Annotated in this window: 11 protein-coding genes; 4 read left to right on the top strand and 7 right to left on the bottom strand. The window is 70.3% G+C overall.

All coding sequences use genetic code 11. From position 1 onward, the window contains the following. Positions 1 to 39: 39 nt before the first annotated feature. A complete protein-coding gene (pknB, locus tag B7K25_RS01310) occupies positions 40 to 1,989 on the top strand; it encodes a Stk1 family PASTA domain-containing Ser/Thr kinase (protein WP_159450079.1) in 1,950 nt (649 codons plus the stop codon). A 102-nt stretch (positions 1,990 to 2,091) separates the two neighbouring features. Here pknB and B7K25_RS01305 read toward each other — a convergent pair whose 3' ends face one another. From B7K25_RS01305 to B7K25_RS01290, 4 genes are read right to left on the bottom strand one after another with little or no spacing between them, the layout of a single operon-like run. Next, complete coding sequence (locus B7K25_RS01305; protein WP_084103501.1) at positions 2,092 to 3,438, bottom strand: class II 3-deoxy-7-phosphoheptulonate synthase; 1,347 nt, start codon at positions 3,436 to 3,438, stop codon at positions 2,092 to 2,094. Positions 3,439 to 3,442: 4 nt separating this feature from the next. Continuing rightward, positions 3,443 to 4,642, bottom strand: a complete 1,200-nt coding sequence (locus B7K25_RS01300) for a pyrophosphate--fructose-6-phosphate 1-phosphotransferase (protein WP_084103499.1) — start codon at positions 4,640 to 4,642, stop codon at positions 3,443 to 3,445. A 55-nt stretch (positions 4,643 to 4,697) separates the two neighbouring features. Beyond that, a complete protein-coding gene (locus B7K25_RS01295) occupies positions 4,698 to 5,411 on the bottom strand; it encodes a 1-acyl-sn-glycerol-3-phosphate acyltransferase (protein WP_084103497.1) in 714 nt (237 codons plus the stop codon). Between the two features lie 23 nt (positions 5,412 to 5,434). Next, positions 5,435 to 6,400 carry an ROK family glucokinase gene (locus B7K25_RS01290; RefSeq protein ID WP_084103495.1) on the bottom strand — a complete coding sequence of 322 codons (966 nt, stop codon included), beginning with the start codon at positions 6,398 to 6,400 and terminating at the stop codon, positions 5,435 to 5,437. An 81-nt stretch (positions 6,401 to 6,481) separates the two neighbouring features. Between B7K25_RS01290 and B7K25_RS01285 the strand changes: the two genes are divergently transcribed. Beyond that, the gene (locus B7K25_RS01285) at positions 6,482 to 8,275 is read left to right on the top strand and encodes a long-chain fatty acid--CoA ligase (RefSeq protein ID WP_084103493.1); all 1,794 of its coding nucleotides are present in this window, start codon (positions 6,482 to 6,484) and stop codon (positions 8,273 to 8,275) included. A gap of 139 nt (positions 8,276 to 8,414) precedes the next feature. On the opposite strand, the gene B7K25_RS01280 is transcribed toward B7K25_RS01285, so the two are convergent. Beyond that, positions 8,415 to 8,627, bottom strand: a complete 213-nt coding sequence (locus B7K25_RS01280; protein WP_084103491.1) for a hypothetical protein — start codon at positions 8,625 to 8,627, stop codon at positions 8,415 to 8,417. A gap of 78 nt (positions 8,628 to 8,705) precedes the next feature. Between B7K25_RS01280 and B7K25_RS01275 the strand changes: the two genes are divergently transcribed. Further along, positions 8,706 to 10,400: a DEDD exonuclease domain-containing protein gene (locus B7K25_RS01275; protein ID WP_084103489.1), complete on the top strand. Its 1,695-nt coding sequence runs from the start codon at positions 8,706 to 8,708 to the stop codon at positions 10,398 to 10,400. Positions 10,401 to 10,448: 48 nt separating this feature from the next. On the opposite strand, the gene trpD is transcribed toward B7K25_RS01275, so the two are convergent. Then, positions 10,449 to 11,489: an anthranilate phosphoribosyltransferase gene (trpD, locus tag B7K25_RS01270; protein WP_084103488.1), complete on the bottom strand. Its 1,041-nt coding sequence runs from the start codon at positions 11,487 to 11,489 to the stop codon at positions 10,449 to 10,451. Between the two features lie 50 nt (positions 11,490 to 11,539). After that, positions 11,540 to 11,977 carry a response regulator transcription factor gene (locus tag B7K25_RS01265; protein ID WP_084104484.1) on the bottom strand — a complete coding sequence of 146 codons (438 nt, stop codon included), beginning with the start codon at positions 11,975 to 11,977 and terminating at the stop codon, positions 11,540 to 11,542. Positions 11,978 to 12,090: 113 nt separating this feature from the next. On the opposite strand from B7K25_RS01265, the gene B7K25_RS01260 reads away from it, so the two are divergent. Next, positions 12,091 to 12,723 carry a heme-copper oxidase subunit III gene (locus tag B7K25_RS01260; RefSeq protein WP_084104483.1) on the top strand — a complete coding sequence of 211 codons (633 nt, stop codon included), beginning with the start codon at positions 12,091 to 12,093 and terminating at the stop codon, positions 12,721 to 12,723. Positions 12,724 to 12,736: the final 13 nt, after the last annotated feature.

Genomic DNA, 12,736 nt, shown 5'->3' with positions numbered 1-12,736 from the left:
TCGCCGGATCCGCAGCCCGAGGCGCATAGAATGCTCACTGTGTCCGACACGATGACCGACCCGCTGATCGGCCGTCTCATCGACGGCCGCTACGAGGTGCGCGAACGCGTCGCCGCAGGCGGCATGGCCACGGTCTACGTCGCTCACGATCAGCGCCTCGAGCGGGACATCGCCCTCAAGGTCATGCACCCCCACCTGGCCGCCGACGCGTCCGAGGCGGACTTCGTGGCGCGCTTCCAGCGCGAGGCGAAGGCCGCGGCTCGCCTCACCCACCCCGGCATGGTGCGCGTCTACGACCAGGGCGTCGACGGCGCCGTCTCGTACCTCACGATGGAGTACGTCGAGGGCGAGAACCTGCGCGAGCGGATGCGCCAGGAGCACACGCTCGCCGTGGGCGAGGCGCTCACCATCACCGAGTGCGTGCTCGACGCGCTCGCCGCCGCACACCGCAAGGGGCTCGTCCACCGCGACGTGAAGCCGGAGAACGTCCTGCTCGACGACACCGAGCAGCCCAAGCTCGCCGACTTCGGCCTCGCTCGCGCGGTGACCGAGGTCACGAGCACCTCGACGGGGATGCTGCTCGGCACGGTCGCCTACCTCGCTCCGGAGCTCGTCGCCGATGGCGACGCGGACGCTCGCGCCGACGTCTACTCGTGCGGGATCCTCCTGTACGAGATGGTGACCGGACGTCAGCCGTTCACCGCCGAGACCGCGCTGGGCGTCGCGTCGCGCCACGTCCACGAGGACGTGCCCCCCGCATCGGCCGCGGTGCCGTGGCTGCCCGGCGAGCTCGACGACCTGATCGCCACCCTGACGGCACGGGACGCCGCGCTGCGCCCCGCCGATGCCGGCGTCGCCCTCGCGGCGATCCGCCAGACCCGCGCGCTCATCGACGACCCCACCCTCGACCGCCGGGCGGACCCGCCGAGCGGCGCGGTGCCGGTAGGGCCCGACTCGGGCGCGACCACCGTCCTCAACGACGCCCCCTCGGGCTCGACGGTCGCCCTGCCGATCGGCCTCGGGGGCGACGCGCTCGCGGTCGACGTCCTGGACGCGGAGCTGCTCGACGACGACCCGGACGCCATCGAGCCCGAGACGCCGAGCCACCGTGCCGGCTGGTGGCTCGGCGCGCTGCTCGCGACCCTCCTGGTCCTCGGCGGACTTGGCTTCTGGTGGTACCACTCCGTGGGCCCCGGAGCGTTCACGACCGTGCCCGACGTCCAGACCGAGACCGAGGAGGCGGCGACGAACACCCTGACCGCACTCGGCTTCGAGGTCGAGCCGCGGTACGAGTTCCACGACGACGTGGCGGCGGGCCTGGTGATCGGCACCGAGCCCGGAGCGCAGTCGCGCGCGCCAGACGGCTCCGAGATCGTCCTCCTCGTGTCGCAGGGCGCCCGGCAGGAGACCGTCCCCGAGGTGGTCGGGTCGACCGAGCAGGACGCGCTCGCCGCGCTGGGCGACGTCGGCTTCCCCGTCGGCGACACGGTCCTCACCTACTCGGACACCGTGCCGCAAGGCGAGGTCATGTCGTCCACGCCGGCGCAGGGCGAGACGGTCCGCCACGACACCGAGGTGATCCTCGAGGTGTCGAACGGTCCCGAGCCCATCGTCATCCCCGACCTCACGGGCATGAGCGAAGAGGCCGCGCTCGCCGCGCTGGCGGACTTCGCCATCGAGCCGCAGGTCGAGTACGGGCGCACCGACGCGGTCGAGACGGGCGAGGTGTACCTGCAGGACCCCGAGGGCGGGTCCGATGGCGTGCGCACGCAGGAGATGACCATCACCGTCTCCGAGGGGCTGCCGCTCGTCACCGTCCCCGACGTGCGCGGCCAGTCGTTCGAGAACGCGCGCGCCGAGCTGCAGGCTCTCGGGCTGACGGTGAGTGGCGACGACAACCCGTGGAACTTCTCCACCGTCGTGTTCAACATGAACCCGTCGCCCAACTCCGAGGTCGAGCCAGGAAGCAACGTCTACCTCGAGTACTGAGCTCGGCTCAGCGGGCGCGCAGGCGCGCTCTCCCCCAGTACGAGGTGAGGGCCGATGCGCTGGTCGCCCGCGCATCGGCCCTCCGCCGTGTCCGTCGTCAGGTCAGCGGGCGCTGAGCAGCTCCGAGACCTTGAACGCCAGCTCCAGCGACTGCTGGTGATTCAGGCGCGGGTCGACCTTGGTCTCGTACCGCAGCGCCAGCGACGCCTCGTCGATCTCCTCGGTGCCGCCGAGGATCTCGGTGACGTCGTCGCCCGTGAGCTCCACCAGCAGGCCGCCCGGGACGGTGCCCGCCGCCTGGTGCACCTCGAAGAAGCCCGTGACCTCGTCGAGGATGGTGTCGAAGCGGCGGGTCTTGTAGCCCGACTCCGACGTGAAGGTGTTGCCGTGCATCGGGTCGGACAGCCACGTGACCACGACGCCCGCGTCCCGCACGGCCTCGACCAGCGGCGGCAGGTTGTCACGGATCTTGTCCGCACCCTGACGCACGACGAGCGTGAGCCGGCCCGGGATGTTGTCAGGGTTGAGACGCTCGGCGAGCGCGATCGCCTCGGCCGGCTGAGCCGTCGGGCCGAGCTTCACGCCGATGGGGTTGGAGATCTTCGACATGTACTCGACGTGCGCACCGTCCAGCTGACGGGTGCGCTCGCCGATCCACACGAAGTGCGCGCTCGTGTCGTAGGCGAGGCCCGACCGCGAGTCGATGCGCGTGAGCGCACGCTCGTAGTCGAGCAGCAGCGCCTCGTGACTCGCGAACAGGTCGACGGTCCGGAGAGCGTCGAAGTCTCCCCCGGCGGCGCCCATGAAGCGCACGGCCCGGTCGATCTCCGTCGCCATCTGCTCGTACTTGGCGTACGCCGGGTTGGCGGCGAAGCCCTTGTTCCACGAGTGCACGCTGCGCAGGTCGGCGAAGCCCCCGTGGGTGAACGCCCTGATGAGGTTCAGCGTGGACGCGGACACGTGATACGCCTCGAGCATGCGCTCGGGGTCCGGCACGCGCGCCTCGGCGGTGAACGCCGAGCCGTTGACGATGTCGCCGCGGTAGGCGGGCAGGGTGACGCCGTCGCGCGTCTCGGTGTCCGAGGAGCGCGGCTTGGCGTACTGCCCCGCCATGCGCCCGATCTTCACCACCGGCGTCGAGGCGCCGTAGGTGAGGATCACCGACATCTGCAGGATGGTCTTGATCTTGTTGCGGATCCGATCGGCCGTGGCCTCTTCGAAGATCTCCGCACAGTCGCCGCCCTGCAGCACGAACGCCTCGCCACGGCCGGCGGCCGCGAGGTGCTCGCGCAGCACGTCGGCCTCGCCCGCGAACACGAGCGGCGGGACCTTCGCCAGCCTGTCCGTGACGCTGGCGAGAGCGTCGGCGTCCGGCCAGGTCGGCTGCTGGAGAGCCGTGCAGGCGCGGTACGAATCCACTCCAGCTGCCTGGAGCGCTTCCTCATTCATGCGGTCAGGCCTGGCCGATCTCGCTCAGGGTGCGGGTGTACCACGGGGTGGTGGTGTCGAACGGCTTGTGACCGGCGATGCGCGGGAACGCGATCGACTTGAGGCGGCCGCCGTCCTCCTCGTCGTGGCCGATGACGCCCGCCTCGCCCTTGAAGGCGCACTCGACGGCGTAGTCGGTCATCGACTTGATGAGGCGCAGGTCCTGCGCGTTGGCGCGCGCGGAGCGCGAGAAGTAGCCCGACTTCTGGACCATGACCTTCTCCGCGCCGATGCGCTCGGCGAACTGCTTGGCGAACCACTGCCCGGGGTTGATGTCGTCGAGGCGCACGTGGCCGAACGGGTCGCGCGCGACCTCGCCGCCGGACTCCTCGATCTCCTTGACGATCTCGGGGACGCCGGCACCCTCCGACAGGAAGATGTTGACGTTGCCCACCTCGTCCATCACGGCCTTGAGGCGGGTGGCCTCCGCGTCGAGGTCGATCGACTGCTCGGGCACGTACAGGCCGTGGATCTCCCAGCGCTCGCGCGACAGGCCGATCTCGGGCACGAACTCGAGCCCGTCGAGCCACTGGCGGTACTTGAGCGCGGACGCCGCCGTCAGCCAGCCGCACGCGCGGCCCATGACCTCGTGCACGATGAGCATGCGCGGGCCCGAGCGGTGCTCGCCGATGACGTTCTGCGCGAAGACGCTGGCCTGCTCGGCCGCGCTCCAGGCGCCGAGCGACTGCTTGATGGGCACGACGTCGTTGTCGATCGTCTTGGGCAGGCCCACGACGGTGAGGTCGTAGCCGTTGTCCTTGAGGTAGGCGGCCAGGTCGGCAGCGGTCGTGTTGGTGTCGTCGCCACCGATCGTGTGGAGGACGTCAACGCCGTCGGCCTTGAGCTGGTTGGCCGCGACCTCGAGGGGGTTCTGGCCCTCCTCGACGAGCCCGCGCTTGACGCAGTCCGCGGCGTTGGTGAGCTTGACGCGCGAGTTGCCGATGGGCGATCCGCCGAAGTCGTGGAGGATGCCGGCCTTCTCACGGACCTCCTCGGACACCGTCACGTACTTGCCCTGCAGCAGTCCCCAGTAGCCGTGCTGATACGCGATGATCTCGACCTCCGGCGCGATCTCGGTGTAGCGACCGATGAGACCGCCCACAGCGGAGGACAGGCACGGGGCGAAACCGCCTGCGGTGAGCAGAGCGACACGACGGACCGACATGGTGAACCTTTCGTGGTGGAGGGATGACCCGCCCATCATAGGGCGCGGTCGGGGGTCAGGCTCCGGGACCGGAGCCCTTGGCGCCGCGGTCGAGCTCGCGCTTGTACTGCGCAGAGTCGCGGTCGACGTACTCCTGTCCCGACAGCTCCTGAATGGCGCCCATCACGTGGTCGGTGACCTCCCGCAACGCGTCGCGGTCGTCCTGACGGCCGGCGTACGCCTCGAGGCGCACCGCCGGGCCGATGCGCACGCCGATGTCCGTGCGCTTGGGCACGACCTGGCCGATGGGCTGGGCGACGTCCGTGCCGATCATGGCCACAGGGATGATGGGCACGCCGGCCTCGATGGCCATGCGTGCGACGCCCGTCTTGCCGCGGAAGAGGCGGCCGTCGGGGCTGCGCGTGCCCTCCGGGTAGATGCCGAGCAGCTCGCCGCCCTGGAGCACCTGCAGTCCCGTGCGCAGCGCCGCCTCGGAGGCGCGGCCGCCGCCGCGGTGCACCGGGATGGTGCCGACGCCCTCCATGAACGAGCGCGTCGCGTAGCCCTTGACGCCCTTGCCGGTGAAGTACTCGGACTTGCCCAGGAAGACGACCTTGCGCTTGATCACGAGGGGAAGGAAGAAGGAGTCGGAGACCGCGAGGTGGTTCGACGCCAGGATCGCGCCGCCGGTCGGAGGCACGTGCTCCTCCCCCTCGACCCACGGGCGGTAGTAGCCCTTGAGCGGGGGTCCGATCAGCACGTGCTTGAACAGCGTGTAGTAGGCGCTCATGCCTGGACGGCTCCTCGCTTCCCTCAGCCCTGCAACGGCGCGGCCTCGCGAGCCAGCGCCGCGGCTCCCACGATTCCCGCATCGTTGCCCATGGCGGCGGCGACGATGGGCGCCACGGGCCGATGGCCGAGCGCAGGCAGATGCTCGAGGTACGACTCACGTGCCGGCGCCAGGAGCATCTCGCCCGCGCCGATGACCCCGCCGCCGACGACGAACGCCTCCGGATCGAGCACCGCGGCAAGCGAAGCCGAACCGGCGCCGATCCACTCCCCCAGCTCGGCGAGCAGCTCGATGCCGAGCTCGTCTCCGTCCTCCGCCGCTGCGGTCACGTGCGGGCCGGTGATCTTGGCCGGATCTCCGCCGGCACGCTCGATGAGGCCAGCGGCGCGCACCGACCGCTCGGCGGCGGCGCGGCGCGCCTCGCGCACGAGCGCGGAGCCCGAGGCGTACTGCTCCCAGCACCCGCGATGACCGCACCCGCACGGGTGTCCGCCGGGCTTGACGCGGAGGTGACCCAGCTCGGCGGCGAAGCCGTAGGCGCCACGCACCAGCTGCCCCTCGGCGATGATCGCCGCGCCCAGGCCCGTGCCGATCGTGAGCATGATCATGTGGCTGACATCGCGGCCGGCCCCGAAGCGGTACTCGCCCCAGCCGGCGGCGTTCGCGTCGTTCTCGACGACCACCTGGATGTCGTCACGTCCGATGAGCGCCTCGACCTTGTCCGCGAGGTCGTACTCGCGCCACGCGATGTTCGGGGCGAACAGCACTCGGCGGCGGTCCGATGAGACGAATCCCGCGGCGGCGAGTCCCACGTGGTGGAACTCGTGACGCTCGGACAGCTCGGCGACCGCGTCGGCGATGGCGGCGTCGATGCTCGCGGCGTTCTCCGGCTGCGTCTTGCGGCGCACCTTCTCGACGATGGCGCCCTCCGCGTCGACCACACCGACCGCGATCTTGGTGCCGCCGATGTCTACGCCAATCGCATGCATGAAGGGTTCTCCCAGGGTCGGTGGTGGCTCACCCAAGAGAGTATCGTGAGCGTCACCGTCCTGACTGCCAATGGAGACACCATGGGAAGCCCCGCGACCGACTATCCGCCCAGCATCATCGCGCTTGTGTCCGCCGCGTGGACCCAGCACGCCGACAGGGTGGTCATGCGCTACCCCGACGCGAACGACGCGTGGGTGGACGTGACCGGTGCGCAGGCGCAGCAGCACGTCAACGACGTCGCCAAGGGCCTCATCGCGATGGGCGTCGAGGCCGGCGATCGAGTCGCGATCCTGTCGCGCACGCGCTACGAGTGGACGGTCCTCGACTTCGCGATCATGTCCGCGGGCGCGATCCCGGTCCCGATCTACGACACGTCCTCCGAGTCGCAGATCGATTGGATCACCTCGGACGCCGAGGTGAAGGTGGTGGTCGCCGAGACGCCCGAGCACGCAGCGCGCACCCGCGCGGCGGCACAGGACGAGGAGAGCCCCATCGAGACGGTGCTCACCATCGACGAGGGCGCCGTCGACGCGCTCGCCGCACAGGGTGCATCGGTCACCGACGACGTGCTCGCCGCGCGCACCGCGACCCTCACCCACGAGTCGCTGGCGACGATCATGTACACCTCCGGCACAACAGGGCGGCCGAAGGGCGTCCGCCTCACCCACTTCTCCTACGTGCGACACATCACCGGCATCCAGGACAAGATGGGCGCCGTCCTGTTCGAGGAGGGCGCCTCGACCGTCCTGTTCCTCACGCTCGCGCACTCGCTCGCGCGCCTGGTCGAGATCGCGCTGGTCGCGTCCGGCATGGTGATCGGCTTCTGCCCCGACCCCAGCAAGCTCGTGCCCGCCATGCAGTCGTTCCACCCGACCCTCGTGCTCGCCGTGCCGCGCGTGTTCGAGAAGGTGTACAACTCCTCTGAGCAGAAGGCCGCGGAGGGCGGCAAGGTCAAGATCTTCCGCTGGGCAGCCAAGCAGGCGATCGACTACTCGAAGTCGCTGGACACCGGCGGGCCGTCGCTCCCGCTCAAGGTGCGCCACGCCGTCGCCGACCGCCTCGTGCTGTCCAAGATCCGCGAGGTGCTCGGCGGCAAGGCGCACTGGGCGATCTCCGGCTCCGCGCCGCTGGGCGACCGCCTCGGTCACTTCTACCGCGGCCTCGGGCTCACGGTGCTGGAGGGCTACGGGCTCACCGAGACCAACGCCGCGTCGCACGTCAACCTGCCCGAGCTGTCGAAGATCGGCACCGTCGGCCCGCCGCTGCCCGGCATCGAGGTCTCGATCGCCGCGGACGGCGAGGTGCTGATGCGCGGCGAGCAGCTGTTCGAGGGCTATCACCGCAACCCCGACGCGACCTCGGAGGCCATCGCCGACGGCTGGTTCCACACGGGCGACATCGGCACCCAGGACGAGGACGGCTACCTCACCATCACGGGCCGCAAGAAGGAGCTGATCGTCACCGCGGGCGGCAAGAACGTCGCTCCGGCAGAGCTCGAGGACCGGATCCGCTCCTACGTGCTGGTGAGCCAGTGCGTCGTGGTCGGAGACGCCCAGCCCTTCATCGCTGCGCTCGTGACCCTCGACGCGGAGGCCCTCCCCGGCTGGCTGAAGAGCAAGGGTCTCGAGCCGATGACCGTCGAGCAGGCGGCCACGGACGAGCGCATCCTGTCGCGTGTCCAGAAGGCGATCGATCGCGCGAACACCGCCGTGTCGAAGGCCGAGTCGGTGCGTACCTTCCGCATCCTGAGCGACGACCTCACGATCGACAACGGGATGCTCACGCCGTCCATGAAGGTCAAGCGCGGGCGCGTGCTCGAGGAGTACGCCGACGTCATCGACGGCATCTACTCGTCGAAGCACTCGCACAGCTGAGCCACGCTCAGGGCGGGTCGCCGTTGGGCGCGCCTCGGCTCGGACCCGGCGCGCCGACGTGCCCGGTCGGCGGTTGCCAAAGGGCGTGTGCCCACGGGGGCACGCCCAACAGCCGGCGCCCACACGGGCCGATGCGCGCTCAGCTGGCGCGGATGCCGCGGGTGGGGCGCTCGGATGACACCAGGCGCAGCGGCGGCACGAGGCCTCCCTGCACCAGGGCGTCGACGGCTGCTGCTTGGTCGTCGTCCATCTCGACGGGCTCGGGCTGTCGCACCGGGATCGTCAGGAAGGACACCACGCAGTCGCCGCACGCCTTGCCGCGGACCTCGCATGAATCGCAGTCGATGATCATGCGTCTCACGCTAGGGACACCCTCTGACATCGCCGCCGCCGGCGATCGCTGTCAGGGGCCGGGCGTACCGTCGTCACCATGACCGCATCCGCGCAGGCGACGCTCGCCGACATCGGCGAACCGCTCTCCGCGACCACCTTCGTGGTGGTCGACCTCGAGACCACGGGGGCGTCTCCTCGCGACTGCGGCATCACCGAGATCGGCGCGGTCAAGACGCGCGGCGGCGAGGTGATCGGCGAGTACCAGACGCTCGTCGACCCCGGCGCGGCGATCCCACCCATGATCGTCGCGCTCACGGGCATCACGGACGCGATGGTCACCGCCGCACCGCGCATCGGCGAGGTAATGCCGTCGTTCCTCGAGTTCCTCGGCGACGCGGTCCTCGTGGCGCACAACGCGCGCTTCGACGTGGGCTTCCTCAAGGCGGCGTGCGCCGCGGAGGGCTACGACTGGCCACGCCCCGAGATCGTGGACACGGTGACCCTCGCTCGGCGCGCCACCACCAAGGAGGAGGCGCCCAACAAGAAGCTGTCGACCCTCGCTCGCGTGTTCGGCACCGCAGTGACGCCCAACCACCGAGCGCTCGAGGACGCCCGAGCGACGTCCGAGGTCCTGCACGGGATGCTCGAACGGCTCGCCGCGTTCGGCATCACGCACCGCGAGGACCTCGACGCCCTGCGCAACCCCGTGCCGAGCACCCTGCGTCGCAAGGCGACCATGGCGGACAAGGTGCCCTCGAAGCCCGGCGTGTACGTGTTCCGCGGTCCGCGCGGAGAGAGCCTGTACGTCGGCACGTCGCGCAACCTGCGGTCGCGCGTCAAGTCCTACTTCACGCGCGGCGAGACCCGGCGCGGCATCCGCGAGATGCTCGAGCTCGCCGCCGACGTCGACACGACCGTGTGCGCGAGCGAGCTCGAGGCCAACGTCCTCGAGATTCGGATGATCGACCAGCTGCGCCCTCGCTACAACCGCAAGTCGACACGGCCCGAGCACGCCGCATGGGTTCGCCTGACGGACGAGCGCTACCCACGCCTGTCCATCACCAAGGCCGCCGCTGGTCGCGACGGTTGGCTCGGCCCGATGCGCTCCGGCTCCGCGGCCCGCGAGGCGATCGAGGCGCTGCAGGACGCGCTGGGGGTCCGCACCTGCACCACGCGACTCACGATCGAGCCACGCGCGCACGCCCGCGCCTGCATCCTCAAGGACACCGGGGCGTGCCTCGCTCCGTGCGTGCGCGGATCCGAGTCGGGCTACTCGGAGACGGCGGACCGAGCCCGCGCCGCTCTCGACGGAGACGTCTCCCTCGTGGTCGACGCGCTCGAGGCAGCCGTCGCCCACCACGCCGAGCGGCTCGACTACGAACGCGCCAAGGAGGTGCGCGACGCGCTGAGCGCCGTGGTGGACGCCGCAGCACGCCAGGAGCGCCTGCGCAGCCTGGCCGCCTGCAGCATCGTCGCGGTCCGGCGCATCGACGACCGCTGGGAGCTGATGGCCACCTCGGGCGGCGCGCTGACCGGCGCAGCGCGCGTCGACGAAGGCGTGTGGGCGGCCGCGGACGAGCTGCGGTCGAGCTGGCACCGCCTCGAGATCGGCGACCACGTCCTCATCGAGGAGCAGGAGCTCGTGCTGCGCTGGCTCGAGCGCCCGGGGACCCGCCTCCTCCACGTGGACGGCGAGTGGGCGTCGCCCGTGGGCAGCGCGGGCAGCCACCTGCGCTGGGTGGAGGCGCGCCGCGCCGACTCCAGCCCGCAGCGGGATGCGACGGTCTTCTGAGCGCGGAGGCTTCCAGTGCCCGCACGTCAGGACTGGAGAGCCCGCGCGTCAGGACTGGGAGGCCGCGGCCCAGCGATCGAGGGCGGCTGCGGCGTCTCCGGAGTCGATCGAACGCGCCGCGTGCACGATGGCGGCCTCGAACCGCTCGGCGATCGTCCCGGACCGCGTGCCGTCGAGCGCGGCGTCGGCGACCAGACCCGCGGCGGCGTTGAGCAGGACGGTGTCGCGCACCGGTCCCTGAGCGCCGCCCAGCACGTCGCGCGCGACGGCTGCGTTCTCGGATGCCTCCCCGCCGCGCAGGTCCTCGAGCGTGATCGCGGCCAGACCGAGATCCGCCACCGGGTCGAGGCGCATCTCGAGCACCTCGCCGCCACGGACCTCCCACAGCGTCGACGGCGCCGTCGGCGCGAGCTCGTCGAGCCCGTCGTCTCCGTGGAACACGATCGCCTCGCGTCCCTGCGAAGCGATCACGCCCGCGATGACGGGCGACACGCGCATGCTCGACGAGCCGATCGCTGTCGCCTGCGGCTGCGCGGGGTTCGTGAGCGGCCCCAGGATGTTGAACGTCGTAGGCACGCCCAGCTCCTTGCGGATGGGCATCGCGTAGCGCATCGAGGGGTGGAAGACCTGGGCGAAGCAGAAGGTGATGCCCACCTCGGTGGCCAGCTCCGCGACCCTCTCCGGCGGGAGGTCGAGGTTCACGCCCAGGGCGGCCAGCACATCGGCACTGCCCGACTTCGACGTCGCAGCGCGGTTGCCGTGCTTGACGACGGTCAGTCCCGTGCCGGCGATCACGATCGACGCCATGGTCGAGATGTTGACGGTGTGCGCGCCGTCGCCGCCCGTGCCGACGATGTCCACGGTCCGGCCCGGCACCTCGAACCGCACCGCGTGATCGAGCATCGCGGAGGCGAGACCCGCGACCTCCGCCGCGGTCTCGCGCTTGACTCGGAGCGCGGCGAGGAATCCGGCGACCTGCACCGGCGACGCCGCATCGGTGAGGACGTCATCCATGACGGCGGCCGTCTCCTCCGCGGTCAGGTCCTCATGCTCGACGAGTCGGGACAGCAGGTCCTGCAGGGTGGCCACGGCGCCTCCTCAGTGGCGGGTCAGTGATGGACGACCGCTCGCGAACCGTCTCAGGCGTTCTGGGACGCGGGCGCGAAAAACGAGTCGACCGTGTCGCGCACGGCGAACGGGTCGAGGGGGTGGGCGACGGCAGCGTCCGCCTCCGACCAGGTCGCGAGCCACGCGTCACCCGGGCGCCCGACGAGCAGCATGATGGGCGGGCAGTGGTAGATCTCGTGCTTGATCTGGCGGCAGATCCCCATGCCACCCGACTTCGCCGCCTCGCCGTCGAGGATGAGCAGGTCGAAACGCTGGTTGTCGACGGCGTCGATGACGGCGTCGTGCGTCGCGGTCTCGAGCCACTCGATCTGGCGGCCGTGCGTCGCGGACCCCACCGCGAAGCGAACCTTCTCGCGCACGTTGCGGTCGTCGCTGTAGAGAAGGATGCGGGCCTTGGCGGATCCCACGGCGCTCGCGCCGCTCTTCGCCACGTCACTGCTGCCAGTCATGACGCCCATTCTGGCACGAACTCTCCCCCGCATCGGCGCTCTCCAAGGGAACCTCTCCAAGGGCCCGCGCGTTCTGGCTCCTAGGACCAAAGTCTTAGGCAATAATGGGTGCCATGTCCCACGCGACGACGACTGTGCCGTCCCCCATTCACGCGACTCGACCGAACCAGGTCGCGGTCGGAACCATCGTCTGGCTCAGCTCGGAGCTGATGTTCTTCGCGGGATTGTTCGCGATGTACTTCACGCTCCGCGCCCAGGTGCCGGAGGTCTGGGCCGAGCAGACCGAGCTGCTGAACGTCCCCTTCGCGCTGGCGAACACCACCGTCCTGGTGCTGTCGTCGTTCACGGCGCAGGCGGGCGTGTTCGCGGCCGAGCGCTATCAGCGCCGACGCGAGGGATCGATCTGGAACGTCCGCGCCTGGGGCATGCATGAGTGGTTCGTGCTGACGTACATCATGGGCTCGATCTTCATCGCCGGCCAGGTGTTCGAGTACGCGGAGCTCGTCTCCCACGGACTGACCATCTCGTCCAGCCCGTACGGCTCGGTGTTCTACCTCACCACCGGCTTCCACGGCCTCCACGTGATCGGCGGACTCATCGCCATGCTGTTCGTCCTGGGGCGTTCGTTCGCCGCCAAGAAGTTCGGCACTCATGAGGCCACCACCACCATCGTCGTGTCGTACTACTGGCACTTCGTCGACGTGGTGTGGATCGCCCTGTTCGCCGTGATCTACCTGGTTCAGTAGGGATACAACGCAC

Origin of the sequence: Demequina sp. NBRC 110056 (assembly GCF_002090155.1) — a bacterium.
Taxonomy (GTDB): Bacteria; Actinomycetota; Actinomycetes; order Actinomycetales; family Demequinaceae; genus Demequina.
This window is presented reverse-complemented; position numbering and strand designations above follow the sequence as displayed.

Excerpts from the sequence above, each read along its gene's own strand:
- B7K25_RS01280 (WP_084103491.1), bottom strand. The coding sequence starts at position 8,627 with ATGATCATCGACTGCGATTCATGCGAGGTCCGCGGCAAGGCGTGCGGC.
- B7K25_RS01300 (WP_084103499.1), bottom strand. The coding sequence starts at position 4,642 with ATGTCGGTCCGTCGTGTCGCTCTGCTCACCGCAGGCGGTTTCGCCCCG.
- B7K25_RS01290 (WP_084103495.1), bottom strand. The coding sequence starts at position 6,400 with ATGCATGCGATTGGCGTAGACATCGGCGGCACCAAGATCGCGGTCGGT.
- B7K25_RS01275 (WP_084103489.1), top strand. The coding sequence starts at position 8,706 with ATGACCGCATCCGCGCAGGCGACGCTCGCCGACATCGGCGAACCGCTC.
- B7K25_RS01285 (WP_084103493.1), top strand. The coding sequence starts at position 6,482 with ATGGGAAGCCCCGCGACCGACTATCCGCCCAGCATCATCGCGCTTGTG.
- B7K25_RS01265 (WP_084104484.1), bottom strand. The coding sequence starts at position 11,977 with ATGACTGGCAGCAGTGACGTGGCGAAGAGCGGCGCGAGCGCCGTGGGA.
- B7K25_RS01305 (WP_084103501.1), bottom strand. The coding sequence starts at position 3,438 with ATGAATGAGGAAGCGCTCCAGGCAGCTGGAGTGGATTCGTACCGCGCC.
- B7K25_RS01295 (WP_084103497.1), bottom strand. The coding sequence starts at position 5,411 with ATGAGCGCCTACTACACGCTGTTCAAGCACGTGCTGATCGGACCCCCG.
- B7K25_RS01260 (WP_084104483.1), top strand. The coding sequence starts at position 12,091 with ATGTCCCACGCGACGACGACTGTGCCGTCCCCCATTCACGCGACTCGA.